This is a genomic window from Echinicola arenosa (assembly GCF_014841125.1).
GTDB classification, from domain to species: domain Bacteria; phylum Bacteroidota; class Bacteroidia; order Cytophagales; family Cyclobacteriaceae; genus Echinicola; species Echinicola arenosa.
The window spans coordinates 18,932-44,337 of record NZ_JACYTQ010000007.1; the positions used below are offsets into that span (position 1 = coordinate 18,932).

Sequence of the window (25,406 nt, forward strand, 5' to 3'; positions counted from 1 at the left end):
TTGTTTTACTAAAATAATTCTAGGTCTCCCAAACTCATAGAGAAAGCTTCCTCCTTAAAAAAGTCATTGAATTCCTTTTCCTCTAGGGTCATATTTCTCAAAGTAAGCAAAGGGCCTATTTTGGCTTTGAAGAACCTGACCTTTCCAAAAGATCGAATTGGAACGGCGGATCCGGCAGAATAAGAAATAAAGTCAATAGGGAATTCTGCTAATAGCTTTTTCAATTGGGACTGCAAATGTTTCTGGTTGATCAAAGATTCTTTCTTTAAAGGATAAAGTTCTGTGATTCGCAATTCATTTGACCAAGGGTAAGATTTAATTCTAAAAATGCATAGGTAACTTTTTTCATCGCTTATGTATCCATAATTAAACAGTGGATTTTGGGCGTAACGCCATTGAAGAAATTCCAAGCTAGTTCTAGTGGTAAGGAAATTACTTTTTTTAATATCCTCTAAGGGTATTGCTTTTAGTCTGGACCAATCCATTGGAGTTAAATCAATAGGCTGAACAGATTTGGTTAAAATGCCCATTAATAAATGAATAGGCCTAACAATAGCAATTCTTAACGGTAATTTTCCTTTTTTTTGCCATCCCATCTTCAGGTAACCAGGCAAACTTTTTTGGTTAGGGGTGTTGAATACGAATGAAAAACCTTTCTTGCTGGAGTCCTCCATTAATCCCAAACTAAGTTTTTTGAAAAGACCTTTTCCTTGGTAATGGGGATGGACTGCGGTATCTACAGCACGCAATGCTTTAAGTTGTATTTCATCTTTTGTCCATTCCCATGGCATATATGCCCGGACTCCTATCAATTTATCATTGTCCTCCGCTACCCAAACAGGTGAGACCCCAAAAGGACTCTGGAGGTGCTTCCATTCCCATAATGCTTGGCTTTTGGGAATTAAGCTTTCACCGAGGGAAACCTTTAATAAATTGACGATTGTGGGGATATCTGAGGCCTTGGCTTCTCTAATCTGCATAGGTCCAAAATAAGTCGATTTCTATGATTATTTTCTAGCTTGTCCTGTTTTTTATTCATCTAAAAGTTCATTTTTGTTCTTGATACCCTAAGTCAATATGCTACAGTACTTCTTTGTTTTTCTGCTTCTGCTGTTATTGGTGTTTTCAAATTGGAGTTTGGGAAAAAAGGGGATTCTCCCCAGAAAAGCAGTTGGGCATTTACATTTACTTCTTGTAGTCCAGTTGATTTTCGCCTTTATCTATCACCAATATATCAAGGCCAATGGTGGTGATGCTGTTGCGTATTGGAATTTAAATGGTCCACTGGCCAATCCTGATGCCCAAGGGTGGTGGGATTACTTTGGGATAGGCTATCCTTTTATGTATTGGCTCAATTATATCCCCTCTTCCTACCTGTCCTGGGGTATTTTGACAGGGAATTTATTGTACAGTTTGGTTGGCTTTTTGGGCTTTAGGTATTTGTTTATATTACTTTATAAGCATTTCAAAACAGCCAAATTTATTTTTGGTGTCCCTTGGGCTGTGCTCCTTTTGTACCTTCCCAATCTACATTTTTGGACTGCTGGAGTTGGTAAAGAAGCTTTGTGTTTTTTTAGCCTAGCCTTATGTTTGTGGGGCTTGGATAGAAAGAACCTTACCTACCTAGTACTATCAACGGCCCTTGTTTTCATGGTGCGTCCCTATTTGGCTTGGGTATTTATTTTCTGTCTGGGTATGGCCGCTGTTTTCTTTGATTCTGGCTTTAAGAAAGGTAAATTAATTGGTGGAGGACTTTTGCTTCTTTCACTAGGGGCAATACCTGTACTTTTTGTGCATGTGGGAGTGGATAGTTTTGATATTGAGGGTGTTTATTCTTTTATTGGAAGACAGTTCAATATGCTTTCAAGTGAGAGCGTGGGATCCAGGGTGCCTATGGTCAATTATTCGTTAGTAGAAAGATTGGGAACATATTGGTTTAGGCCATTATTTTTTGATGCCTATAATTGGAGCACCCGAATCGCTTCTATAGAAAATGCAGTTTTTATTTTAATGCTTGTGGCTGTGAGTTTTAGAGCAAAGCTAGCCAATTGGACAGAGGTACCTTTCTGGATGAAGTTTGGCATTTTAGTATTTTTAGTTACCACGATGCTTTATGCGAATACCCTAAGTAACTTGGGAATTATGATGCGGATGAAAAGTCTGTATATGCTTTTTCCCTTGATTTTGATAGGAAGTATGCATGAGAGAGAACAAAGTGTTTAAGCATTTGCTTTTGGATTTTAGGAAAGTGTATTGATAGGCTTTACCAAATTAAGAAAACTACCATAAGGCTAAAAACAATTCTACTATACATCAGGAGATTGGGCTGGTTTATGAACATAGGTATAGTTTTGATTTACTGAAAAAGGTGGTTAAGCGCTTGTTTAGGGCTATTTATATATTCCTGTTAAAATATCAGCAATAGTGGCTTGATATTTTTCGTTTGTTTTAGTGTTTATTCAATAAATTAGTTAATAAATTAAATAATATGTAAATATTTTGCTGTTTTGTTGCTGAAATTTGAATTTATAAATCAATGTATTACCTTTGAAATGTAAACAGAAAGACAAAAGGTCTTTATATACTGTAGGGTGTTGAAATTGGCATCCCGATAGCTATCGGGACTGTCTCGGGGTCAAAAAATACTTGTTTTGACTTTCGCACTACAGTAAAAGATTTTAAGTTTTGTATTTATACTACACTGTAGGGTGTTGAAATTGGCAGACAAGCCCTCCTGTCTCGGGGGTGGGGGTCAATGGAAAAAGCAAATATCGAGCTCGTGTTTTGCCTAACTACCCCGTGGAGGTTCGAGTCCTTCCCCTACAGCAGGTTATTTTGGGTTTATTGTTAATTGACTAAAGCTATGGGATATTGTTTCATAGCTTTTTGCGTTTTAGGACAATAGTTTTTTGTTTAGCTGGAAAAGATGGATATAGCTGAGATATAGACAAAATAAAAGGTCTTAGAATCACTTTAAAGTAGTGAACCTAAGACCTTTTCTTGGTTTAAAAAAATTAGCATTGAAGGTTAAGGTGCATTTGGCTGCAAATATTTTTGAACAGCAGTTTGATTTGTGGAGTAAGTTTTGATTCGTATGAATAATAGGAAGGAGCTTTTATAACACACTTAGTGCTTTTTTCATTTTGAAACAGCTTGTTTTTAGAAGCTTTTGAGAAGCTGATGGCACTAAAGAGCGTTTTTGGATCCTCTTTTAAGCAATCACTGTTTGATTCATAAGATGCGGAAAGCAATTGTGTGTTTTCTAAAAACTGGTTACCAATGGCGTAAGTGGCTTGGTGGGATTTATAGGTGAGCTTTTTGGCTTCTTGTGGAAAGACAGCAACAAATCCTCCAATTAAAACAATGATTAGGAATTTAATTTTAGTTAAGGTTTTCATAGTTCAATCATAAATGGGCATAGGCCCTGTTAAAAATTTTGTACAGCAATCAATTCATTTGGTGGTTCATTAATGTGCCATGTTTATCAATGTTGATATTGTAAAGGTATTGATAATCAACGGGTAATAAAATACCAGTATCGCGGTATTTTCGCAGGTAATGGTTGTGAGGTTCTATAAGTGAATATGGTTTAATTAGATGAATGCTATTTTGAATTGAGGTCTATTTTAGTCATTCGGCTTCTAAGAGAATGTTTGGTGTATTCTGTTCTTTTATTCAGGTATATATAGACTTTTAAAGGTCATCATGAATGCTTCGCATTTCCATTGATGAAAAGAAGCAAATCCCGATAGCTATCGGGACTAGGCCTGTGGAGCATCCCGTACAGTGGTCGGGAGAGGTTCTTCAAATAGAGAAAATTTTGCTTTCGATTACGGTTCTTTTGACTCAATTTGATTTTGTGCCAGTTGCTGTCGGCTAAAAATGAGTGGATCTTGCTTGTCCACTTCGCAAGCTAACTCATTTTCTTAACACCTTCTGCAGTTTTTCAAAACCATATGCTCCAAGGGCCTTTTATTATAAATTTCATACTACTTTAGGTAATTTAATGTTCAAAGGTTCGGAAATTCAGGCTATATAATATGTTCTTGGTTAACTAAATATTAAAAGGTTAATATATTTCAAAGCTTTTTCTTGTATGGGCACTTTCAGCCTTATCTTTTCACTCTTTGATCTTATTGTCGCAAATTGAATTTGTTGTTTAAATCTTGCCTTATTGATTGAATATTAAGCCAATGGCTTTTGTTTATCTATCAGATTGGTTCATTACGTATTCTTTATTATAAAGAGATCTGTAAACTATGGACAAAGTTAAATAGGAATAGGACTCCTTTTTGGTTATGGGCCTACTTCGATCAGGTGGTTTCCGGTTTCCGGAAAATAACATTTAAAACTTTAAATTGATAGGTGTAATAATTGCAAGTGTTTGAACGTAAATGGTTTAAGTAGCCTGTTGATAAGCAAGTGAATAAATTGTTTAAAATCTTTGGTTCAAAGGAGCTACATTTGTTACTATGGCAGAAGGAAATACCACAGGAAGAGAACGTACATCGTACAGAAGAAAAAACAGTTTAGAGGCTGGCTTGGTCAATGGGGTAGGGAAGATCCCCCCTCAGGCAATTGATTTGGAAGAGGCGGTTTTGGGGGCTTTGATGCTTGAAAAAGAAGCCATCACGGCTGTGGTGGATATTCTAAAGCCGGACAGTTTTTACAAGGATGCCCATAAAGAGATTTATGATGCGATTTTGATGCTTTTTAACGAAAGTGAGCCGATCGATCTTTTGACTGTTACGAATAAGCTGAGAAAAAATGGTAAACTGGAAATTGCTGGTGGCGCTTTTTATATTACGGAACTAACCTCCAAAATATCCTCTGCGGCCAATATTGAATACCATGCCAGAATCATCACCGAACAGGCCATGAAACGGCATATGATCCGGATATGTTCAGAGATACAGCGTGAAGCATATGAGGAAACTACGGATGTGTTTGAACTATTGGATACGATGGAATCCTCTCTTTTCGAAATTTCCGAAAATAATATCCGTAAAAACTATGCGGACATGAAGTCCATTATGCGGGAAGCCATTACTGAGTTGGAGGGCAAGAAAGACTTGGCAGATGGACTGACAGGGGTACCAAGTGGCTTTACAGCTTTGGACAGGGTAACTTCTGGGTGGCAAAAATCCGATTTGGTGATTATAGCGGCTCGTCCTGCCATGGGTAAAACAGCTTTTGTCCTTTCGGTGCTTAGAAATGCCGCGGTGGACCATAGCCGTCCTGTAGCGATTTTCTCTCTGGAGATGTCAGCAGTTCAGTTGGTAAACCGTTTGATATCCTCAGAAGCTGAGCTGGACTCAGAAAAAATCAAAAAGGGTAATCTGGCTGATTATGAGTGGGAGCAGTTGATCCATAAAACCAGCAAACTGTCATCGGCCCCTTTGTTTGTGGATGATACCCCGGCATTATCCATTTTGGAGTTAAGGGCCAAGTGCCGTCGTTTGAAAGCGCAAAGTGATATCCAAATGATTGTGATCGATTACTTGCAGCTGATGTCTGGGGATTCAAAGTCAAGCGCCAGTGGCAACAGGGAGCAGGAGATTTCGAGTATTTCTCGTGCATTGAAGAAAATTGCCAAGGAACTTGAGGTTCCGGTGATTGCACTTTCCCAGCTTTCCAGGGCAGTAGAAACCAGGGGAGGAGATAAGCGGCCACAGCTTTCCGATTTGAGGGAATCTGGAGCGATCGAGCAGGATGCGGATATTGTAATGTTCCTTTACCGTCCTGAATATTACGGTATCAATGAAGATGAGGAAGGAAACAGTACTTTGGGAACTGGCGAGGTAATTATTGCCAAGCACCGTAGTGGTTCTTTGGAAACGGTAAGGCTTCGCTTTATAGGTAAATACACCAAGTTTGCTGATCTTGAGCTCAATGTTCCATATCAGCCACAGGCCCAGGAAGCCATGTATGGTAATAAATTCCCATCAGCAGCAGGCGGAAAAGGCTTTGATGATTCCAATATGATCAGAATCCAAAGTAAAGCCAATGGACCGGATGAAGATGATGCTTTCCCAGGAGGATTGGGCAGCAATGAGCCTGCACCATTTTAAGAAAAGCTGAAAGAATTAGAACATAAAAGTCATAGATACAATGAGAGCCATCACCCTTAACCTTGATAAACCCACAGGAATTTCATTGGAAGAAGTAAGTTTGCCTGACTTGAAACCACATGAAGTGAAAGTGCAGTTAAAGGCAGCAGCTTTGAATCACCGGGATGAATGGTGCAGACAAGGTAGGTATCCGAATATCAGTAATGGGGTGGTTTTAGGTTCTGATGGGGCTGGAATAGTGGTGGAAGTGGGTTCAGATGTTGAATCGTCATGGCTTGGAAAAGAAGTGATAATCAATGCAGCTACTTTTTGGGGAGAGGACCAGAAGGTTCAATCAAAAGATTTTCAGATCCTAGGGATGCCATCCAATGGCACCTTAGCAGAATATGTACATGTAGAGGCCAGTAGGTTATGTGAAAAACCTTCCCATTTAAGCTTTGAAGAAGCGGCGTCTTTACCATTGGCAGGACTGACGGCTTACAGGGCTTGCTTCTATCATGGTCAGTTACAGCCTGGGATGACAGTATTGGTGACTGGAATTGGTGGAGGTGTAGCGCAGTTTGCTGCCCAGTTTGCTGTTACGGCCGGTGCAGAAGTATATGTGAGTAGCAGTGATAAGGCTAAGATAAATAGAGCAAAAGACTTTGGGGTCAAGGAGGGCTTTGATTATAAAAATGAGTCTTGGATAGAGGATGCTCTTTCCCAAACAGGAGGGATGGACCTGATTGTTGATTCCGCTATGGGAGATACACTTCCTGATTTGATTAAACTTTTGAAACCAGGAGGGAAATTGGTTTTTTATGGTGCTACTTTAGGGAATCCACCGATGTTGGACGCTAGAAGGATTTTTTGGAACCAACTGACCTTGCAAGGGACTACGATGGGGAGTGATCAGGATTTCAAGGATATGGTGACATTCGTAAACGAAGAAAAAATCACTCCATTGGTAGATTCCGTCCGGCCACTTGAAAAATCTCTGGAAGCTTTTGAATTAATGAAAGCGGGAAAACAAACAGGGAAATTGGTAGTTAAAATTGATTGAATCCAAGTAAAATGCCTGGTTTAGTCCAGGTCATTTTCAAACAGAAAGTTTTGGTAGGCATTTTTCAACTCTCTTAAAGCGTGCTGATTTTCTTGTTTGTCAGCCAGTTGGATGCCAGATTCATAGGTTGCTTTTGCTTTTTCAAGTTCCTCTAATTCAGTGAATAAGGCTCCGGCGTGATAATAAGTAGGTAGGTAATCACTGTGGTCTGACAGCAGTTTTTCAAAATAACCAACCGCCTGGTCAGGATCTGTTTTTTGGTATTCCAGGGCCAAAGCATAAAGGTTGAATGGGTTGTCTGGTTCTTCTTTTGCAAATTGTAACAGTTGCTCAATTCGGGAGGAATTGCTCATAAATAGGTTTTTTAATTATAGTTGGATTCCTTAAATTCACGGGAAATTTATAGAAAATAAATAAAATAATATATATGAAAATTCTGGTTTGTATTACCCACGTACCGGATACAACATCCAAGATTCAATTTACTGACAATAATACCCAATTCGATAAAACAGGTGTTCAGTTTATAATTGGACCATACGACGACTATGCCTTGGCTAGGGCGGTAGAGCTCCGTGATCAAACGGGAGGAAGCCTTACTGTGTTGAATGTGGGAGAGGCCGAAACTGAGCCGACCTTAAGAAAAGCTTTGGCGATTGGTGCTGATGAAGCCATAAGAGTCAATGCATTTCCTTCAGATTCACTTTTTGTGGCCAACCAAATCGCTCACTATGCCACAGAAGGTGGCTATGATTTGATTTTAATGGGAAGAGAATCTATCGACTTTAATGGTGGTATGGTACATGGTATGGTAGCAGAAATGCTGGGAATGCCATCTATTTCACCAGTGATGAAACTAGACCTAGAGGGAGAAACAGCGAAGCTTGCCCGAGAAATAGAAGGAGGGAAGGAATATTTGGAAGTAAATCTCCCTTTTGTGGCTGGCTGTCAAGAGCCTATTGCTGAGTGGAAAATCCCTAATATGAGAGGGATCATGTCTGCTAGGACCAAGCCATTGAACGTGGTGGAAGCTGTCAGTGAGGACGCTGCCACTAAAACCATTTCTTATGAACTTCCTCCTGCTAAAGGAGCAGTGAAGCTGATTGATAAGGACAATGTTGAAGAATTGGTCCAACTTTTACAAAATGAAGCGAAAGTGCTTTAATTCCCATTATTTTAAAAGAGCGTAATATGTCTATTTTAGTATATATCGAGCATGCGGATGGTGCTATAAAAAAAACATCCTTGGAAGCGGTATCTTATGCTACAGCTTTAGCAGAAAAAGAAGGTAAAGAAGTTGTAGCAGTGGCTTTGGGGACAATAGATCAAGGGGCACTTGCAAAGGCAGGTAGTGCCGGTGCTGCTAAAGTATTGCAGGTAGAGGATGATAAGCTTAATGCAGGCATTATTCAGGCCCATGCCAATGTTGTGGCTCAGGCTTTTGAAAAAGTAGGTGCAGACACTTTGGTACTGGCCAAGTCTTCATTGGGAGATGCTGTAGCCGCTAGGTTGACGATCAAGCTAAAAGCCGGGTTGGTTTCAAATGTGGTGGCATTGCCCGAAACAGATGGTGGTTATAAGGTGAAGAGAAGCATCTATACTGGAAAAGCGTTTGCTTATTCAGAAATCACCACTGCCAACAAAATTCTTGCTGTAAAGAAAAATGCAGTTGCCTTAAAGGCTGATGGTGCGGATGCGAGTGTTGAAAAATTGGAAGTGACATTGTCAGATTCGGATTTTGCTGCTAAAATCACTTCCACAGATAAAGCCACTGATGAGATTTCCTTACCTGAAGCGGATATTGTTGTATCTGGTGGTAGGGGCATGAAAGGGCCAGAAAACTGGAATCTTATTGAAGATTTGGCGAAGGCCATGGGAGCGGCAACTGGATGTTCTAAGCCAGTTTCGGATAGTGGTTGGAGACCTCACCATGAACACGTTGGACAGACAGGTGTGAAAGTTGCACCGAGTTTGTATGTAGCGGTTGGAATTTCAGGTGCTATTCAGCATCTTGCAGGTGTCAATGCTTCTAAATATATTGTGGTGATCAATAAAGATCCTGAAGCCCCATTTTTCAAGGCAGCAGATTATGGAATTGTAGGGGATGCTTTTGAAGTTTTGCCTAAATTAACTGAAGCTGTCAAGGCGATAAAGTAAATAGCTAGCTAGTGGAGAATACTGTAGAATTAGAAATATTAGGTCTTTCATCCAATCACTCTCAGTCAGGGTCTTTTACCTTGGTCATGGGCGAAACCACAGGTACCAGAAGGTTACCTATTGTGATCGGTATGTTTGAAGCCCAGGCTATTGCCATTGAAATTGAGAAGATTGTGCCCAATAGGCCAATGACGCATGATTTATTCAAGTCTTTTGCTTCTAATTTTGAGTTCTCTGTTGATCATATTCTTGTTTCTGACATGAGGGAAGGGGTTTTTTATGCCAAGATTGTCTGCAAGGATGGAAAGAAGACCGTAGAAATCGATGCTCGGCCGTCTGATGCGATTGCCATCGCGGTAAGGTTTGATGCACCGATTTACTGCGAACAAAAAGTGATGTCAGAGGCAGCCATTGAATTCAATGAAGAAGATGAGTCCAAAGAGGCTGAGACCCAAGCGAGCAAGAAGAGCAAGAACAGCCCTGCAAAATCACAGCAACATGAGGCATTGAAAGATTATAGTTTGGATAAACTGAACCAGATGCTGGACAAAGCCATCAATAGTGAAGATTACGAAAGAGCTGCAAGGATTAGAGATGAAATAAATCGGAGAAATTAAATTTAAAAATTAAACCTGGGTTTTATGCTCAGGTTTTTTATTGCCCATCCTTTTATAAAACGATTATATTTACTGTTTGTAGTTTGGTTTTACTGCCAGTTATTTAGGCTGGAATACTTTATTTGCTTATGGATTATATCAGGGGCTTGATAGGAATCATCGCACTTTTGGGAGTAGCCTTCCTTTTTTCCACCAACAAAAAAGCAATAGACTGGAAGCTTGTCGGGATTGGGGTGATCTTACAGGCTGTATTTGGTTTTTTGATCACTAAAGTCGAGTTTGTTGAAAATATATTTTCAACCATTAGCAGAGGTTTTGTCAAGCTTTTGAGTTTTGCCCAAGCTGGAGCTATCTTCTTGTTTGGCGATCTGGCCACAGACTCTTTTGGGACAATATTTGCCTTTCAGGTTTTGCCTACCATTATTTTCTTTTCTACTGTTTCGGCTGGACTTTATTACCTCGGGGTTCTTCAAAAAATTGTATATGGGATTGCTTGGGTGATGTCCAAAACCATGCGGCTTTCCGGTGCGGAAAGTTTGTCCGCTGCAGGAAATATTTTTTTGGGTCAAACCGAGGCTCCACTCTTGGTGAGGCCGTTTATCCCGGCAATGACCAGGTCAGAACTGATGTGTTTGATGACAGGAGGGATGGCCACCATAGCAGGAGGGGTACTGGCCGCTTATGTGGCTTTTCTGGGAGGTGATGATCCAGCGGAACAAAGTCGTTTTGCCTCCTATTTATTGGGAGCAAGTATCATGAACGCACCTGCCGCGATCGTTATTTCCAAGATCATTATTCCTGAAACCAATAAAGAAGGATTGAATGATAAATTGGTGGTCAATGAAGAAGGCTTAGGGGTGAATTTAATTGACGCCATGTCGATTGGTGCGGCTGATGGACTTAAGCTAGCATTAAATGTGGGGGGGATGTTATTGGCTTTTATTGCTGTGATTGCAGCATTGAACTATATTCTCTCAGGTGTTATTGGAGACTTTTTAGGGCTTAATGCGTATGTAGTAAACTCTACCAATGGCCAGTTTGAAGGGTTTTCTCTAGAGTATATTTTAGGTCAAGTCTTTAGAGTCTTTGCTTGGCTAATGGGAGTGGAGTGGCAGGATACGCTTCAGGTGGGGTCCCTGCTGGGACAGAAGACGGTTATCAATGAGTTTGTCGCTTATTCAGGGCTTTCCGAAATGAAGAATGCTGATTCCCTTTCTCCAAAATCCATTGTTATTGCGACCTATGCCTTGTGTGGTTTTTCCAATTTTAGTTCTATTGCCATTCAGGTGGGAGGTATTGGCAGTATAGCTCCCAATCAACAGGGAAACCTTTCTAAGTTGGGGATGCATGCCTTAATGGCCGCTACTTTGGCTTGCATGATGACAGCCACCATTGCAGGTATCTTGTTTAGTTAAACCCGAAATATGCAATGGAGAAAATCTATTGCATCCTGAAACGGCTTTAAAATCAGTCGCTGTACTGCTGTTTTCGACATCATCATAGCGATGTTATGCCTAAGTCTCCAAGCAGCCTGATTTTCTTGCATTTTCAGTCCTCATAACGAATTTTATGGTATTCCGGATTAAAAAAAATGGCGCTTTCAAATAATTATTTGAAAGCGCCATTTTCTAAAGAAAGTTAATATCAATCTTCAGAAATAGTAATCTTTTCGATTTTATCACCTTGTTTGATTTGATCGATTACATCCAAACCTTCAACGACTTTACCAAAGCAAGTGTGGTTTCTGTCCAGGTGGGAGGTGTTGTCCCTGCTGTGACAAATAAAGAATTGGGATCCTCCAGTGTTTCTTCCAGCGTGAGCCATGGATAAAACACCTCTGTCATGGTATTGGTTGTCACCTGTGAGTTCACAATCTATGCTATAGCCAGGTCCTCCCGCTCCAGTTCCGTTGGGGCAACCTCCTTGAATGACAAAGTTTGGAATTACCCTGTGAAAAGTCAGTCCATCATAGAACCCTTTTTCAGATAGAGAGATGAAGTTTTCTACAGTTTTAGGAGCATCTTTCTCATAAAACTCTACCTTCATCGTGCCTTTTTCTGTGATTATTTCAGCCGTTTTCATATTGTTATTTTTTGATGCAAATATAGCAAAACTTGGCATTTAAGCAGGGTATGGACCAAAAATGCCTAATGAAAATGTACAATATGATTAGGGGTAAAATTATAAAATCTTCAAATTGGTCTTTTTTTTGATTAAATTAAATTCAACCAAACTAATTTAATCATGAATAACAGAGAGAAATTAGAGAAAATGGATAGGGCATTGAGACTTTTGGATGACCTGAAACACAGTCAAGTGGCACTGATTGAGAAGGCATCGCAGTTACAGCTCGATGCAATGGAGTTTAATTTTTCTAATATGGAAAAAAATATGGGAGACCTATATTCGCGGTATAGTGAATCCCTTGATATGCTGGACGAAGAATTGGAACGGTTTGAAATAAGAAGAAATAAATTTGAGAGGGAGAATGGCTTGGATAAACCTGAGGCTTAAAAAAAGAAAGCCGGCACTGCCGGCTTTCTTTCTTATGCTTGAGGTGCACCCGCTAGAATATCCAGTGAGGCACTATCTGCGTATTTTTCAAAGTTTTTGATGAATTCGGCTGCTAGTTGAGCCGATTTTTGGTCATAGGCCAATTGGTCCTCCCAAGTATCCCGTGGATTCAGGATTTGTTCGGGTACATTTGGGCATGTTTGAGGTACGGCTACTTTGAAGGTGTCATGAGTTTTGAAAGATACATTATCCAATTTTCCTTCTAATGCTGCTGTGATCATGGCCCTTGTATAGGAAAGCTTCATTCTGCTTCCTATGCCATAAGGACCACCTGTCCATCCTGTATTGACAAGCCATACATTTACATTATGGTCTTTCATCTTTTTTCCGAAAAGCGAAGCATAATAGGTCGGATGAAGGGGCAGGAATGCTGCCCCGAAACAAGCTGAAAAGGTACTTTGAGGTTCAGAAACCCCCATTTCTGTCCCGGCTACTTTAGCGGTATACCCTGAAATGAAATGGTACATGGCTTGGCTAGGGTTGAGTTTGGAAATCGGTGGAATGACCCCAAATGCATCTGCTGTTAAGAAGAAAATATTTTGGGGGATTGTCCCTAATGGGGGATTGATAACATTTTTTATATGGAAAAGCGGATAGGCCGTTCTGGTATTTTCAGTGACACTTCTATTGCTATAATCAACTTTTCGGGTATCAGGCATGAACCTGGTGTTTTCTATGATGGCACCATACTTAATAGCATCCCAAATTTCAGGTTCTTTTTCTCGGGAAAGGTCAATGACTTTTGCGTAGCAACCTCCTTCGAAATTAAAGATGCCATTGTTGGTCCATCCATGTTCGTCATCCCCTATTAATTGCCGTTCCGGATCCGCCGAAAGCGTGGTTTTACCAGTTCCAGAAAGGCCAAAAAAGATTGCCGTATCGCCTTTACTGCCTATATTCGCTGAGCAGTGCATGGACAATACTTTTTCTTCCAGTGGAAGCAAATAGTTTAAAACGGAAAAGATTCCTTTTTTGATTTCACCTGCATAAGCGGTTCCCCCAATCAGAATAATTCTTTGGCTTAGGTTAATAATAGTGAAATTTTTCCCTCTTGTTCCATCTACCGAAGGATCTGCTTCAAATTCCGGGGCACAGATAATTGTGAAATTAGGATCGAAATCATCTAATTCTTCTTTTTTTGGTCGCAAAAACATATTGTAGCAAAAAAGGTTGTGCCATGCCAATGTATTGTAGACACGGATGTTCAACCTGTATCTACTGTCAGCTCCCGCAAAAGCATCTCTGGCATAGAGCGTCTTGTTTTGGAGAAAATCCAACATCTTATGGTAGATGCTTTCAAAGTGCTCTTCAGAAATTGGAAGATTGATATTGCCCCACCAAATGGAGGTTTTTGTTAGTTCATCTTCAACAATAAACCGATCCTTGGGTGATCTGCCGGTGTACTGGCCTGTGTCAGCCATCAGTGCCCCGACATCCGTGAGGCTACCTTCGTGGTTGGTTAAGGCCTCTTCAATTAATTCAGATGGACTGAGATTAAGTTTAATTAGTCCTTGATTTATCTTTTTTGAAATAGATAAATCCTTGCTAAGGGTTTGGCTCGCGTTAATCATAAATCAATAAAGCTATTTGGGTTATACTAAAAAGGTATTGGTACAAATATAGGAGGATTTGTTTGACTCACTATTAGAAATCGTTTAAAAATGTGCTTTTTCAAACGATTTCGAAGGGGTTTTTAATGCGGTAAAGAAGTAATTGTGAATGCTTGAAACAAGTGGGATTTGCACCTGATTGATGTCTAAAACGATTAACTCTTTTAGTAATTCAGGACTAAGTTTATGAATACATTATGAAAAAATCTCTTATCATTGTAGTTTCTAATAATAAACTTAATTCAGGAATTATATACCCAAATGTTAAAAAACGAAGATTCAAGCAATACGGATTTAGAAAGAGGATTTGATGGTCCATCAATTTTTGGCCATCCCAGAGGCTTAATGACTTTGTTTTTCACAGAAATGTGGGAACGCTTTAGTTATTATGGCATGAGGGCCCTTTTAATATTATTTATGACCACTGCGGTAGTAGAAGGAGGGCTTGGTTTTGATGATAAGACTTCAGGAGCTATCTACGGCTTGTATACCATGGGTGTTTACCTTTTGGCACTTCCAGGAGGTTGGTTAGCAGATAGACTTTTTGGCTTGAAAAGATCTGTTTGGTATGGTGGTATCATCATAGCTTTGGGTCACTTTACGATGGGCTTGCCTGGTATTTTAAGCTTGTTTGGCGAAGGACATGGAAATTCTTTGACACTGACACCACTAGATACGACTTCATTTTTTTTAGGCTTAATTTTGATCGTGGTCGGTACAGGCCTTCTAAAACCGAACATCAGCTCTATTGTAGGTCAACTTTATCATGAGGGAAGTTCCAAAAGAGATGCGGGCTTTTCAATTTTCTATATGGGAATCAATATCGGCGGTTTTATTGCTCCTATTATTTGTAGCTCATTCAAAGAGGTAGATTGGCACTTGGGCTTTGGGGTGGCCGGTTTTGGAATGGTTTTAGGGCTAATTCAGTATAAGCTCACAGCTGGAAATTTGGAGGGCAAGGGAGAGTTGGCTCCTGCAGAATCACCCGAAGAAATAGCCAGCAGGAAAAGATTGGGCTTGTTTACTGGTATTACAGTAGTTGTTATAGCAGCACTCATATTTTTGATGTTTCAAGATGTGATTTCCATAAATGCATCAGCTATTGCAGAGGCATCTTACACCGTTATTGGCATCGTAACTGTTTTGTTCTTTATTTATGTGATATTTTTTGGTGGAATTAGTAAGGATGAAAAGAGGAAAGTGCTTGCTATTGCTATTCTATTATGCTTTGGAGCATTGTTTTGGTCCGGGTTTGAACAAGCTGGTTCTACTTTGAACTTATTTGCTGAAAGATTTACAGACCGAACAATACTCGGTTGGGAAATTCCTACAGGTTATTTCCAATCGGCAAATTCGATGTTTATAATAATTTTTGCTCCTGTATTTGCAGCTTTATGGGTTTGGTTGGCAAAAAAACATTTGGAGCCTAGCTCACCGATGAAGTTTGCATTTGGGTTAATTCTTTTAGGCGTAGGTTTTTTGGTGATGTATTTTGCCGCAAAAATCGCGGCATCAGGAGAAATGGCTGCTCCAAGCTGGCTAATGTTTACCTATTTGTTCCATACTTTTGGTGAATTAAGTTTAAGTCCTGTTGGTTTAAGTTTGACCACAAAATTGGCTCCTAAGAAATTCCAAGGACAAATGATGGGAATGTGGTTTATCTCTGTGGCTTTGGGAAATCTGGTTGCAGGTATTATAGCTGGGGAGGCCAGCGGTGGAACTGAAGAAGCAATTTCCCAAATGCCAGACCAATATATGATGATTGTCATGACCGTAATGGGTGCTGGTGTTTTATTGCTATTGATCAGCAGACCACTGAGGAAATTGATGGGGAATGTGAGATAAAAAGAAAAGGGAGCCAATCGTGATTGGCTCCCTTTTCTTTATGCTTTTATTAAGCTGAATTATTTGCCTTTTTTTCCTCCTTTGAAAAGAGTATTCCTAACATCCACAGAGGAAACACCTGCTCCAATTCCAATAAGTACACATACAATTAATAAAAACAGTTGGGCTCCAGAGCCCAAAGGAGAATTGAATATTTCTAGCAACATGTTATTAATGTTTAAATGATGGTCTTAATTTTTGCGCAATTTAACACCTCAAAAACATAGTACAAAGGGATCAATAAAAAAACTGGATTGTGTCAGCTACACAACCCAGTTTAATGTTTTTAGTCAATTTCGTCATCGAAGTCGTCAAAGTCTTCTTCGAATTCATCTTCTAGGTCATCCTGATCAAAGTCAATAAGACTTTCATCTACCAGGTCTTCGTCATCATCAATTTCGAAAACATCTTCTTCAAAGTCGGTAATGAATTCTTCGTCTTCCTCGAAGTCGTCGAATTCGTCATAATAGTTGTCTGATGCTCTTGCCATAATGTTATATTTTAAAATGAATTTAGGCAGGATTGTTTGTGCTATTTACAATAAAAAATTATTCGATACAATAGGTGTTTTTCAAAAATGCTGAAAGTCAATTGAATATTTTACTTAGGTATTTCGATACCAATGGTTTGCTTAAAAACCTCTTGACTTGATTATAAGAATGGGCCCTATTGATATCTCTTTGGTCTATGGAACTAGATAGAATGTAAATTTCAGTCTCTTGTTGATCACAGCTATATCTTTCCAGAAAATCCCAGCCGCTCATTTCTGGCATGTTCAGATCCAAAAACAAATAGTTGGGGTTGATAGTATTGATTTTACCCAATGCTTCAGCTGCTCCACCAAATTTAAAAATTTGACAGGGCATCTTTATATGTCGGGCGATAAGACTTTCAGTAACAAAAATGCTGATAGGGTCATCATCTATTAAGACTACTTTTACCATGATGTGCAAAATATATAATCTGAAAGAATAAAAGATATATGTAAAAGTATGTGTTTATTGGCTAAAAACCATGGCTTTAAGTCAAGTTTATTCAAGCCAATCAATGGATTTCATGTGAAGCGAATGTTAAAAGTATATGATATCAATAATTGGAATTGAATTGCTTTTGATTCTGGTGTAATACACTTACATATTTGGTTCATTCATTTTTAAATATTAAAAAATGCTTTTTAAAATAATTAATATGTATTTTGTTTGCATTGTAGCTTGCAATCATTTAAATTAGCATAAAAGATATAAGGTACTGCTAGTCAGTATGTTGTGCTTTAGGTAAACTACGAGATAACCATTACAAACGTAATAAAAACGTGTATGAATAGATTTATACGGTAATGAAAGCATAGTTTAAGCTAAACTGCTCTACTTAACAGTAGCTATGATTGTCTTTTATTTTCAATGTTTAAAACTGAATTTGTTTAAAGGATTAATAAATTTTTACAGACATTATTATGAATAGTTCTAATAAAATTGTCGCGGGTTTTTTCTTGATTTGGGATGTACTCACACTAGGATTGACATTCCTTGTTTCCATTTACTTATATAAAGAAAATGGCTTTCAAACCTTGGATTGGGTTATGTTTTTTGCATTAACTTCACTATGGTTTGTAATTGTTATGTGGAGAAGATTGTACTACTTTGACTTTAACAGTGATTTTAGTAGTCGGATAATGAATTACTTGAAATCGAGTGCGATTTTGGTAATTATGTTGGGTATAATATATCTGGTGTTTACCTTTCCACCTACTTTTAGGAAAGTAGTTTTGTCTTTTTCAATAGGATTCCCGCTTATAGGTATTGTGACTAACTTTTTTATTTTAAGTGTGATAAATAGGCTTAAAAATAATGGAGGAACTGGCAAGAATGTTTTAGTGACTGGAGTAGGGGACATGGTAGGAAAAGTAAACACTTATTATAATGAACATCCGAGCATGGGTTACAATATCAAAGGTCTGGTGAAATATAATACCCTGGCAGAAGCTGAGGCAACTGATCTCGGTGTTCCCTATGTAAGTGATGTAAACAGGATGGGGGATTACATTAAAGATAACCAAGTGGATGAGATCATAGTGGCGTTGCCCGTTCAGTGTTCTGAGGAAATAAAGAAAATCTTGAGTACAGCGGATTATCATGGTACTAGAGTGAAATTTGTGCCAGATTACCAGGATTTGCTAGGGACTGGATATAAGGTAACCAAAAGAGGTGGTTTGGACATGGTTAGTTTCAGGCAAATGCCTTTAGATGATAGATTGTCTTTCTTTATTAAGGAGTGCTTTGACTGGTGCTTTTCTAGTTTGGTTTTATTGTTTTTGTCTCCTGTTTTCTTGGTTATAGCTATATTGATAAAATTGGATTCCCCGGGATCTGTATTCTTTTGCCCCACCAGGATAGGCAAGGGTGGAAAGCCATTTAGAGTTTTCAAATTTAGAACAATGAGTGTCAACGATACTTCAGGTACTGCTTCCACAGTTAAAGATGATCCGAGGATTACAAGAATTGGTAAGATCTTGAGGAAGTATAGTATAGATGAATTACCTCAGTTTGCCAATGTATTTATGGGGGACATGAGTGTAGTTGGGCCAAGACCTCATCGGACTTTTCTAAATCAAGAATTTCAGGAAAGCGTGGATAAAGCTATGGTTAGGCACTACTTTAAGCCAGGTGTGACTGGTTGGGCTCAGGTAAATGGCTGGAGAGGTCCAACAGAGACTGATGAACAAAAGCAACAGAGGATTTCACATGATTTATGGTACTTGGAGAACTGGTCAATGAAATTAGATATTAAAATAATCTATTTAACTGTTTTTGGCAAGAAAACTCATGGGAGCGCTTTTTGATAATACTTTTATAATATTGGAAATAGTCAAATTTTTAGATGTAAATAAAAGAGGTGTTTGAGCTATGAAATTTTCATATAATCGACCTAAATGCCAGTTATGTATAATTTAGTGTGGGTTGGTTAACAAATAATTTCCATTCATATAGAGCCTTGTTCTTCCTAGAGCAAGGCTCTATATGGTTTTAGTATAGAAAATAAGTGTGGAACAAACACTCACTTTGTGGATTTTATTCCACAATTTTTTTTGATTATTGAATTTAGTTTTTAAATAAATCCTAATTTTCTTACAAGTAAATTTTAATTATTTGAATAACTTAAATTGTTTTTTGTGATTAATACAATTTTTTAAATTTTAATTATTACAATATTTTAATTAAATATATAATAATTTAGTGGTGTGTAGTTTTTTTTATAATTAAAGATATTATTTTTTTATATATGTTAAATTTTTTTGTTTTGTTTATGATTTCGAATTGTTTGTTTACAAAAATACACTGTTTATACCTTTTATTAAAAATTGCAATAACATCCTAGTTTTTGGTGGTATGGTAATTGGCAACATGGAGATGGATATAGCTTATTCACCCTAATATTTAAGCTTTCCAATAAGATCTGTTTAACACCTTAACCATTATTATCACAGAAATGTTTGAACAAATAAGAGAAGGACCTAATTGTTGGTCAAAAAGCTAGATTTACACAACACTTGAAATTGAAATCACCTAACCAAAAATTTATTTAATTTAATGAAATCTACAATCAAAAATTGCTTTAAGAGTACGCTCTTAGCACTTACCACAGTGTCTTTAATTTCCTCTTGCCAATTGGATGAGTCTCAGAATATGGAAATTCAAGAAGAAGATAATGCAATACATGCGACTACTTTGCTTTCTAATTTGTTGTTTTCAGAAGATTTTGAAGGAAGCAATCCATTGAGAACAGTAAAAGTTCAAACTAGTACTGGCTATGGGTACAAAGTAGTATCATCAAATCCGTTTCTTGGAAACAAAGCGGCTCGATTTGAATTAAGATCTGATGATGAACTTGCCTCTAATGGGACAAGGGCTGAAATGTTATTTGCAAGAGTACCTGAAGGAAGAGAAAAGTGGTATAGTTTTGCCGCCTACTTCCCATCAGAAGATTTTAAATATGATGCAGGTAATGAATGTATTAGTCAGTGGCATCAAGGAATGGGGAGCCCAGCACTTTCTTTGAGAATTGCAAAAGACAAATTCTATATTAGAACCCTTCCTACTGAAAAAGGAGACAATTGGAAGAACCTGTATTTTGGAAGCGTAATAAAAGATACATGGAATGAGTTTGTGATCCACGTCGTTCATGCGGAATCTTCTAAAGGATTGATAGAAATATGGAGAAATGGAGAGAAGGTCTTGACCTACAATGGACCAAATAATTATGATGAAGGGAAATTACCAACTTGGAAACTAGGAATCTATAAGTCTAAGTGGAATTCTGGGACTACTGATACAAGAAAAAGAGTGGTATATTATGACAATATAAAAATATCAGGTAAAGAAGGGAGTTTATCTCAAATGATATCTGATTTTAGCTTTGCACAATTGCCATCTCTTACTGGTGACTTCAATGATATCAGCCTTTCAGTTGTAAATGCGGAAGAAGAAACTATTTTTGGAAAACTGGATAAGGGGGGAATTATCAGGTTTCATGATTTAGGAACAACAAAGCTTAATATAAAAGCCAATGTAGATTCCAAAATTGAAAGCGTTAGATTCAATTTATACCAAGAAAAGAAAAATGGAAGCTATGAGAAAATTTATTCGCATGTGGATATAAATGCTCCATTCGCACTATTTGATGATGATGGTAAAGGTAATTATTATTATGGAAGCCGGCAATTAGATTATGGAAAGTACAAGATTATTGTAACAACTTATATGGATACAAGAGAAACCATCCCTGTTGGAGATGTTTATACTTCCACATTTAAAATATATAAATAATAATGTTTAAAAGTAAGGGCAGGTTAATTAACCTGCCCTTACTTTTAATTTTAGTATGTCTAAACTTACCAGCATAGCCCTATGTAATTAGGCATGGTTTCTAATTTAGGAATTCTCACCAAGTCTATTAAGCTTTCTTTTTGGGAAAGTTCTTCTAAGAAAGGGTCTGGATTGAAATTTTTGTGATTGAGCAGAATTACATCTGCTTCATTTATTGCCTTGGACGGGTCATCAGTGATCAAGTCAGATAAATGAGGCAAATGCTCTTCAATAAAAAGTTTGTTTGCTCCCACTAGTTTTGAAATATGAACATTGCTGTCAAAAATTGTCAGTTGAAACCCTTTACCAATTAGTTTTTCGGCCATATCAACAGATGGGCTATACCGTAAATCATCAGTACCTTCCTTAAACGAAAGTCCCATTAGGGCTATTTTTCTTTTCCCTGTTCTTTGGATTAGTTCAAATGCTAATCTTTTTTGAGTTTCATTAGAATCATGAACTGCTCCTAAAACAGGAGTGGATAAATAGTGATCATGGGCCAATGTAACCATTCCTTTAAGGTCTTTAGGAAGGCAAGATCCTCCATAAGCGAAACCTGGCTTAAAGTATGCCGGAGAAATATTTAAATGTGTGTCTTTACAGAATATATCCATCACTTTGTGGGAATCTATATTGAGTGATTTACATATATTCCCTACTTCATTGGCAAAGGAAATCTTTAAAGCATGGAATGAGTTGTTCACATATTTAATGATTTCAGCCACTTCTATATCAGTTTTTTCTATAGGCGCTGGAAGGTCTTGGTACAAGGAAGCTACAATTCCTAATGCCTTGTCATTGTCCCCTCCAATTACAGTAACTGCTGGATGATAATAATCTTTTACTGCTGACCCCTCTCTCAGAAATTCTGGGTTTGAAACTACTGAGAAATCGACATTTCTTTTCTTTTCAGAGAATTTCTCAATAATTTCTCCAAGCTTTTTATTGGTGCCAGGCATCACAGTACTCCTTACCACCACCACATGAAAATCATCTTTTTCCTTAAGTGCTTCACCTATTTGTTCTGCTGTTTTATAAATATAGTTTAGGTTTAAATGACCTTGAGGAGAAGATGGGGTTCCTACACAGATAATACTTACGGACGTGTTTAATACCGCCTCCTGTGCACAAGTTGTGGCAGAAATTTTTCCTTTATCAAATTCTTCCTTAATGATTACGTCTATATCTTTTTCAATAATGGTTGGTTTACCTTTATTGATCAATTCTGCTTTTAAATCATTAATATCAACCCCAATGACGTTGTGGCCGTTTTTTGCAAGGCACCCCAAACTGACACACCCAACGTATCCAAGCCCAAAAATTGAAATGTTCATAGTTGTTAGTTTTTATATTTTAAAATTTGTTTTTCCATAAATAAGATCATGTCATCCCATTCTTTCAGTAATTTCTCCCTTGTTTGGGATTGTTGTTCCTTACTGAAACCGTTGGCAACAAGTTGGTTGATTGGGGTTATTGCTCTTTTACTTGGTTCGTGCTTAAGTAAACCCTTTTCTGCTAAAAGTTTATTGGCCTTCATTTCCCTGATACCACAATAGACACTAGGTACTCCTAGCATGGCTCCCTCTCTGGCCATGCTATCTCCTGATGAGATGATTAGTTTGGAATAATAGATTAATGAGTGTATGTCTTCTATTGGTTCTTGAAGAATTGTCCAGTTATCCGGAAACTTATCTTTTATTGTTTTGTCCTCGAGTGATAATAGATAGGGGATTGAGTTGTCCAAGTCACCGGAAATACTACAGACAATGGCATCTTCTTGATCATAATAGTTGAACGACTTATTGCTTACTTCCCTGACAAATACATATTCGTAAGGTTTTATATCATAAGATTTTAGTACTTCTGGATTGGGTTTAAAATAGGTTGGACTCAAGTAACTCCATTCCTTTAGACAATTAAAAACTTCCACCTTCTTGCTTTCTTCCACGATTGGTGGAAAGAATAGCTTGTTTGATAAGATTTCATTGATCTTATTGATTCCTTTTCTTTCAGGGTCATCATAAAACTGGACAATGGGCGTTCCTGATAACTTACAGGCCAAAGCAAGTGGAGCACTACTTGCGGCGGCACAAATATCAATTTTTTCCTTTTTAATTAACTTCAAAAAATCGGAAGTCCTTTTCACATTGCCCTGCCAGAAAATTGACCACTTTGTTCCCCTACTACTACCTATTTTATATTTGGTAAAACCAGGATATTCCTTGTCAATTATCTTGGGGAGCTTTCCTCTATCCAAATAGCAAATTATCACTTTCCAGTTTTGCTCTTTTAGTTTGTTAGCAAGCCCCTTAAAAAGGTTTAACTGGGCAGGATGTTTGATGTCAATTAGAATGTTCATATGGTTTGTCAAATGCTTCAGTGCAGTACTTTTGATAGAATCTTAAAATTTATAAAGATCTATTGTGCTACTTAAAAACCAATTAACTATGTTTTTTGGTTTTTATCTACAAAATCAAATAAGGTGTTAAATACAATTATGATTGTAAAATACATAAAAATAAGTTTAAAAAACAAAAAAATATATTTTAAATATTATTCAAAACTGTTTTTCTTTTTCCTTTCCACATATATTTTCATAAAAGGGGAAAGTATATAAAATAGAAAAAACCATTTTAAAGAATAATAGTTAAATGATTTGGAAAGGAGAAACTTAGCGAGCTGTTTTCCATCTTTATACTCTTTTGTTTTGTATTTTCTCATACAAAGAGAGTAGAATTTTTTTGAAAGTCTCTTATTATATTGGATAAGTAATAAACCTTGGTCTTTATACTTTTCTATGTAGTCTTCTCTACCATTTAGAACTTGTTCATGACACTGGCAAGCAAATTCTGATAGAAGTCTTTGTATAAGTATTTTATCTGTTTTTGTGCTTGCTCCATCCATGTGTAAAAATCTTTTGTAAAGAACTTCAGGAACTATATAAAAATCACATACTCTACTCATTCTACACCATAAGTCTCTATCCTGAGCAAATCTGAATTGGGGTCTATATCCTCCTACTTTATCATAAAATTTTCTTCTGAACATTACTTCTCCATGGGTATAGGGGTTTTTATCTAAAATTGATTTCTCCATGGACCCATGAAATTTTTCTTGATTGATTTTTTTCTCACTTAATGGCTTTCCTTGCTTATCTAATCTCGTATTAAGGACGGTGCACCCCACTACACCTACCGTTTCGAATTGAAGGAAAGGAATGATTTGTTTGTCTATTCTGTCAGCTGTGGAAATATCTCCAGACCCATGGACCGCCACAAACTCTCCTTTAGATAACTTAATGGCATTAATCATTCCCTTCACAAAGCCTATATTGCTTTCATGTTTTATAAGTTTTATTCTAGGACTTGATAATTCCATTTTTTTTAATTCTTCATAAGTTCCATCTGTTGAGCAATCATCAAAAATGATTATTTCAATATTGGGATAGGTTTGATTGATCAAGCTTTCAATAGATGATGTTACATGATTTTTCCTATTGTAGAAGCCTGTTATAATACTTACAAGTGGTTGTTCGGACATTATAGAATATGTTAAATTCAGGGTTAGATTAAAGAAGACGATTTGATTACTTAGGCTTTTTGTTAAAAAATTGAAGATTGGGTATGAAATCCAATATTATATATAATTCCTTTTGAAGTAGTTTTAGATTCGACCTTAGTTTGAAATTAGACTTTTAAAAAAGTTAAAATATAATTGCTTCAAATGTCTAGATTACTCGTTGCTCGATTTCCAAGTCTATACCAAACTTTTCTCTCACGTTAATTTTAATTTGATCAATTAATTGAAGTATATCATTACCTGTGGCTTCACTATGGTTAATTATAAAACCACCATGTTTTTGGGAAACCTGAGCCCCACCAATTGTTAAGCCTTTTAGACCAAGCTCATCTATCATTGTCCCAACATAAAAGCCCTTAGGCCTTTTAAACACACTCCCTCCATTGGGAAACTCCCTAGGTTGTTTTAACCATCTCGCTTCTTTAGTCCGTTCCATTTTTTCCTTGATCTGGATTGGATCACTTTTTCTAAGTTTTAACCAGGTCTTGAGAACAATTTTGTTTTTGTTTTTTTGGAAAAAACTGTTTCGATATTCAAAGTTGATTTCCTCTTTAAGAATTTCTTTGACCTTCATGTCATCGAGATCCAAGTACCTGACCTTAACAAGTATATCTTTTATTTCTTCTCCGCTGGCTCCAGCATTCATAACCACCGCTCCTCCTAAAGAACTTGGTATGTCATAGAATATTTCTAAACCAGTAAGTGAATGAGTTAAAGCAAGTTCACTTAAAAACTTCATGCTTACACCGCTTTCTCCAATTACGATGTCCTGTTCAACAGATGTTTGGGCAAAAGTCTCGCCCATGATAATAAACGTTTGATCGTAGAAAGGTTTTGATAAAATAATATTATATCCACCTCCAATAATTACCAAATCATCTATTGGTGTTTCTTTAAATATTTTGATTAAATCGGTTTCATTTTCCGGAAAAATAGCTTTCTTACAAATAGCATTAATTTTATAACTATTGAAGTCTTTAAGATTTAAGTTGTCATGTATTTTCATAAGA

At 37.4% G+C, this 25,406-nt stretch carries 24 protein-coding genes; 12 read left to right on the forward strand and 12 right to left on the reverse strand.

Features of this window, described 5'->3' with window-relative positions; all coding sequences use genetic code 11:
- Positions 1-8 precede the first annotated feature (8 nt).
- The gene (locus IFO69_RS17000) at positions 9-980 is read right to left on the reverse strand and encodes a GNAT family N-acetyltransferase (RefSeq protein WP_192011332.1); all 972 of its coding nucleotides are present in this window, start codon (positions 978-980) and stop codon (positions 9-11) included.
- 97 nt (positions 981-1,077) lie between these two features.
- Here IFO69_RS17000 and IFO69_RS17005 point away from each other — a divergent pair, with 97 nt between their 5' ends.
- Positions 1,078-2,223 (forward strand): hypothetical protein, encoded by a 1,146-nt coding sequence (locus tag IFO69_RS17005; RefSeq protein ID WP_192011333.1) that lies wholly within the window; start codon positions 1,078-1,080, stop codon positions 2,221-2,223.
- A gap of 791 nt (positions 2,224-3,014) precedes the next feature.
- On the opposite strand, the gene IFO69_RS17010 is transcribed toward IFO69_RS17005, so the two are convergent.
- Positions 3,015-3,398 (reverse strand): hypothetical protein, encoded by a 384-nt coding sequence (locus IFO69_RS17010; protein WP_192011334.1) that lies wholly within the window; start codon positions 3,396-3,398, stop codon positions 3,015-3,017.
- Between the two features lie 311 nt (positions 3,399-3,709).
- Between IFO69_RS17010 and IFO69_RS17015 the strand changes: the two genes are divergently transcribed.
- From IFO69_RS17015 to IFO69_RS17025, 3 genes are all read left to right on the forward strand, one after another.
- A complete protein-coding gene (locus tag IFO69_RS17015; RefSeq protein ID WP_192011335.1) occupies positions 3,710-3,880 on the forward strand; it encodes a hypothetical protein in 171 nt (56 codons plus the stop codon).
- Positions 3,881-4,472: 592 nt separating this feature from the next.
- Positions 4,473-6,071, forward strand: a complete 1,599-nt coding sequence (dnaB, locus tag IFO69_RS17020; protein WP_192011336.1) for a replicative DNA helicase — start codon at positions 4,473-4,475, stop codon at positions 6,069-6,071.
- A gap of 40 nt (positions 6,072-6,111) precedes the next feature.
- Positions 6,112-7,113 carry a quinone oxidoreductase family protein gene (locus IFO69_RS17025; protein ID WP_192011337.1) on the forward strand — a complete coding sequence of 334 codons (1,002 nt, stop codon included), beginning with the start codon at positions 6,112-6,114 and terminating at the stop codon, positions 7,111-7,113.
- Between the two features lie 20 nt (positions 7,114-7,133).
- Here IFO69_RS17025 and IFO69_RS17030 read toward each other — a convergent pair whose 3' ends face one another.
- Positions 7,134-7,466 (reverse strand): tetratricopeptide repeat protein, encoded by a 333-nt coding sequence (locus tag IFO69_RS17030; protein ID WP_192011338.1) that lies wholly within the window; start codon positions 7,464-7,466, stop codon positions 7,134-7,136.
- Positions 7,467-7,540: 74 nt separating this feature from the next.
- Here IFO69_RS17030 and IFO69_RS17035 point away from each other — a divergent pair, with 74 nt between their 5' ends.
- From IFO69_RS17035 to IFO69_RS17050, 4 genes are all read left to right on the forward strand, one after another.
- On the forward strand, positions 7,541-8,278 hold the full coding sequence (locus IFO69_RS17035) for an electron transfer flavoprotein subunit beta/FixA family protein (RefSeq protein ID WP_192011339.1): 738 nt from the start codon (positions 7,541-7,543) through the stop codon (positions 8,276-8,278).
- A 26-nt stretch (positions 8,279-8,304) separates the two neighbouring features.
- Complete coding sequence (locus IFO69_RS17040; RefSeq protein WP_192011340.1) at positions 8,305-9,270, forward strand: electron transfer flavoprotein subunit alpha/FixB family protein; 966 nt, start codon at positions 8,305-8,307, stop codon at positions 9,268-9,270.
- 11 nt (positions 9,271-9,281) lie between these two features.
- Entirely contained in the window at positions 9,282-9,887 is a 606-nt protein-coding gene (locus tag IFO69_RS17045; RefSeq protein ID WP_192011341.1) for a bifunctional nuclease family protein, read from the forward strand.
- 128 nt (positions 9,888-10,015) lie between these two features.
- Positions 10,016-11,302 carry a NupC/NupG family nucleoside CNT transporter gene (locus IFO69_RS17050; protein WP_192011342.1) on the forward strand — a complete coding sequence of 429 codons (1,287 nt, stop codon included), beginning with the start codon at positions 10,016-10,018 and terminating at the stop codon, positions 11,300-11,302.
- A gap of 229 nt (positions 11,303-11,531) precedes the next feature.
- On the opposite strand, the gene IFO69_RS17055 is transcribed toward IFO69_RS17050, so the two are convergent.
- Entirely contained in the window at positions 11,532-11,969 is a 438-nt protein-coding gene (locus tag IFO69_RS17055; RefSeq protein WP_192011343.1) for a peptidylprolyl isomerase, read from the reverse strand.
- Between the two features lie 162 nt (positions 11,970-12,131).
- Here IFO69_RS17055 and IFO69_RS17060 point away from each other — a divergent pair, with 162 nt between their 5' ends.
- Positions 12,132-12,401: a hypothetical protein gene (locus IFO69_RS17060; RefSeq protein ID WP_192011344.1), complete on the forward strand. Its 270-nt coding sequence runs from the start codon at positions 12,132-12,134 to the stop codon at positions 12,399-12,401.
- 32 nt (positions 12,402-12,433) lie between these two features.
- Here the strand turns inward: IFO69_RS17060 and pckA are convergent, their stop codons facing one another.
- On the reverse strand, positions 12,434-14,032 hold the full coding sequence (gene pckA / locus IFO69_RS17065; RefSeq protein WP_192011345.1) for a phosphoenolpyruvate carboxykinase (ATP): 1,599 nt from the start codon (positions 14,030-14,032) through the stop codon (positions 12,434-12,436).
- Between the two features lie 300 nt (positions 14,033-14,332).
- Between pckA and IFO69_RS17070 the strand changes: the two genes are divergently transcribed.
- The gene (locus tag IFO69_RS17070; protein ID WP_192011346.1) at positions 14,333-15,916 is read left to right on the forward strand and encodes a peptide MFS transporter; all 1,584 of its coding nucleotides are present in this window, start codon (positions 14,333-14,335) and stop codon (positions 15,914-15,916) included.
- A 59-nt stretch (positions 15,917-15,975) separates the two neighbouring features.
- Here the strand turns inward: IFO69_RS17070 and IFO69_RS17075 are convergent, their stop codons facing one another.
- The 3 genes from IFO69_RS17075 to IFO69_RS17085 all read right to left on the reverse strand — a co-directional run bounded on the left by IFO69_RS17075 (position 15,976) and on the right by IFO69_RS17085 (position 16,899).
- On the reverse strand, positions 15,976-16,122 hold the full coding sequence (locus IFO69_RS17075) for a hypothetical protein (protein ID WP_192011347.1): 147 nt from the start codon (positions 16,120-16,122) through the stop codon (positions 15,976-15,978).
- A gap of 119 nt (positions 16,123-16,241) precedes the next feature.
- Entirely contained in the window at positions 16,242-16,445 is a 204-nt protein-coding gene (locus IFO69_RS17080; protein ID WP_192011348.1) for a hypothetical protein, read from the reverse strand.
- A gap of 97 nt (positions 16,446-16,542) precedes the next feature.
- Positions 16,543-16,899 carry a response regulator gene (locus IFO69_RS17085; RefSeq protein WP_192011349.1) on the reverse strand — a complete coding sequence of 119 codons (357 nt, stop codon included), beginning with the start codon at positions 16,897-16,899 and terminating at the stop codon, positions 16,543-16,545.
- A gap of 509 nt (positions 16,900-17,408) precedes the next feature.
- Between IFO69_RS17085 and IFO69_RS17090 the strand changes: the two genes are divergently transcribed.
- Entirely contained in the window at positions 17,409-18,794 is a 1,386-nt protein-coding gene (locus tag IFO69_RS17090) for an undecaprenyl-phosphate glucose phosphotransferase (RefSeq protein ID WP_192011350.1), read from the forward strand.
- 844 nt (positions 18,795-19,638) lie between these two features.
- Positions 19,639-20,778 (forward strand): polysaccharide lyase, encoded by a 1,140-nt coding sequence (locus tag IFO69_RS17095; protein WP_225444182.1) that lies wholly within the window; start codon positions 19,639-19,641, stop codon positions 20,776-20,778.
- A 65-nt stretch (positions 20,779-20,843) separates the two neighbouring features.
- On the opposite strand, the gene IFO69_RS17100 is transcribed toward IFO69_RS17095, so the two are convergent.
- The 4 genes from IFO69_RS17100 to murB all read right to left on the reverse strand — a co-directional run bounded on the left by IFO69_RS17100 (position 20,844) and on the right by murB (position 25,402).
- Complete coding sequence (locus IFO69_RS17100; RefSeq protein WP_192011352.1) at positions 20,844-22,151, reverse strand: UDP-glucose dehydrogenase family protein; 1,308 nt, start codon at positions 22,149-22,151, stop codon at positions 20,844-20,846.
- A 5-nt stretch (positions 22,152-22,156) separates the two neighbouring features.
- Positions 22,157-23,176, reverse strand: a complete 1,020-nt coding sequence (locus tag IFO69_RS17105) for a DUF354 domain-containing protein (protein WP_192011353.1) — start codon at positions 23,174-23,176, stop codon at positions 22,157-22,159.
- A gap of 194 nt (positions 23,177-23,370) precedes the next feature.
- Positions 23,371-24,357 carry a glycosyltransferase family 2 protein gene (locus IFO69_RS17110; RefSeq protein WP_192011354.1) on the reverse strand — a complete coding sequence of 329 codons (987 nt, stop codon included), beginning with the start codon at positions 24,355-24,357 and terminating at the stop codon, positions 23,371-23,373.
- 187 nt (positions 24,358-24,544) lie between these two features.
- Entirely contained in the window at positions 24,545-25,402 is an 858-nt protein-coding gene (murB, locus tag IFO69_RS17115) for a UDP-N-acetylmuramate dehydrogenase (protein ID WP_192011355.1), read from the reverse strand.
- Positions 25,403-25,406: the final 4 nt, after the last annotated feature.

What these genes read in the sequence shown, in the direction of transcription:
- IFO69_RS17100 (WP_192011352.1), bottom strand. Translation starts at nt 22,151, where the DNA reads ATGAACATTTCAATTTTTGGGCTTGGATACGTTGGGTGTGTCAGTTTG.
- IFO69_RS17030 (WP_192011338.1), bottom strand. Translation starts at nt 7,466, where the DNA reads ATGAGCAATTCCTCCCGAATTGAGCAACTGTTACAATTTGCAAAAGAA.
- dnaB (WP_192011336.1), top strand. Translation starts at nt 4,473, where the DNA reads ATGGCAGAAGGAAATACCACAGGAAGAGAACGTACATCGTACAGAAGA.
- IFO69_RS17095 (WP_225444182.1), top strand. Translation starts at nt 19,639, where the DNA reads ATGGAAATTCAAGAAGAAGATAATGCAATACATGCGACTACTTTGCTT.
- IFO69_RS17105 (WP_192011353.1), bottom strand. Translation starts at nt 23,176, where the DNA reads ATGAACATTCTAATTGACATCAAACATCCTGCCCAGTTAAACCTTTTT.
- IFO69_RS17055 (WP_192011343.1), bottom strand. Translation starts at nt 11,969, where the DNA reads ATGAAAACGGCTGAAATAATCACAGAAAAAGGCACGATGAAGGTAGAG.
- IFO69_RS17035 (WP_192011339.1), top strand. Translation starts at nt 7,541, where the DNA reads ATGAAAATTCTGGTTTGTATTACCCACGTACCGGATACAACATCCAAG.
- IFO69_RS17080 (WP_192011348.1), bottom strand. Translation starts at nt 16,445, where the DNA reads ATGGCAAGAGCATCAGACAACTATTATGACGAATTCGACGACTTCGAG.
- IFO69_RS17060 (WP_192011344.1), top strand. Translation starts at nt 12,132, where the DNA reads ATGAATAACAGAGAGAAATTAGAGAAAATGGATAGGGCATTGAGACTT.
- IFO69_RS17110 (WP_192011354.1), bottom strand. Translation starts at nt 24,357, where the DNA reads ATGTCCGAACAACCACTTGTAAGTATTATAACAGGCTTCTACAATAGG.
- IFO69_RS17000 (WP_192011332.1), bottom strand. Translation starts at nt 980, where the DNA reads ATGCAGATTAGAGAAGCCAAGGCCTCAGATATCCCCACAATCGTCAAT.
- IFO69_RS17025 (WP_192011337.1), top strand. Translation starts at nt 6,112, where the DNA reads ATGAGAGCCATCACCCTTAACCTTGATAAACCCACAGGAATTTCATTG.
- IFO69_RS17010 (WP_192011334.1), bottom strand. Translation starts at nt 3,398, where the DNA reads ATGAAAACCTTAACTAAAATTAAATTCCTAATCATTGTTTTAATTGGA.
- IFO69_RS17070 (WP_192011346.1), top strand. Translation starts at nt 14,333, where the DNA reads ATGTTAAAAAACGAAGATTCAAGCAATACGGATTTAGAAAGAGGATTT.
- murB (WP_192011355.1), bottom strand. Translation starts at nt 25,402, where the DNA reads ATGAAAATACATGACAACTTAAATCTTAAAGACTTCAATAGTTATAAA.
- IFO69_RS17040 (WP_192011340.1), top strand. Translation starts at nt 8,305, where the DNA reads ATGTCTATTTTAGTATATATCGAGCATGCGGATGGTGCTATAAAAAAA.
- IFO69_RS17050 (WP_192011342.1), top strand. Translation starts at nt 10,016, where the DNA reads ATGGATTATATCAGGGGCTTGATAGGAATCATCGCACTTTTGGGAGTA.
- IFO69_RS17015 (WP_192011335.1), top strand. Translation starts at nt 3,710, where the DNA reads ATGCTTCGCATTTCCATTGATGAAAAGAAGCAAATCCCGATAGCTATC.
- IFO69_RS17085 (WP_192011349.1), bottom strand. Translation starts at nt 16,899, where the DNA reads ATGGTAAAAGTAGTCTTAATAGATGATGACCCTATCAGCATTTTTGTT.
- pckA (WP_192011345.1), bottom strand. Translation starts at nt 14,032, where the DNA reads ATGATTAACGCGAGCCAAACCCTTAGCAAGGATTTATCTATTTCAAAA.
- IFO69_RS17005 (WP_192011333.1), top strand. Translation starts at nt 1,078, where the DNA reads ATGCTACAGTACTTCTTTGTTTTTCTGCTTCTGCTGTTATTGGTGTTT.
- IFO69_RS17090 (WP_192011350.1), top strand. Translation starts at nt 17,409, where the DNA reads ATGAATAGTTCTAATAAAATTGTCGCGGGTTTTTTCTTGATTTGGGAT.
- IFO69_RS17075 (WP_192011347.1), bottom strand. Translation starts at nt 16,122, where the DNA reads ATGTTGCTAGAAATATTCAATTCTCCTTTGGGCTCTGGAGCCCAACTG.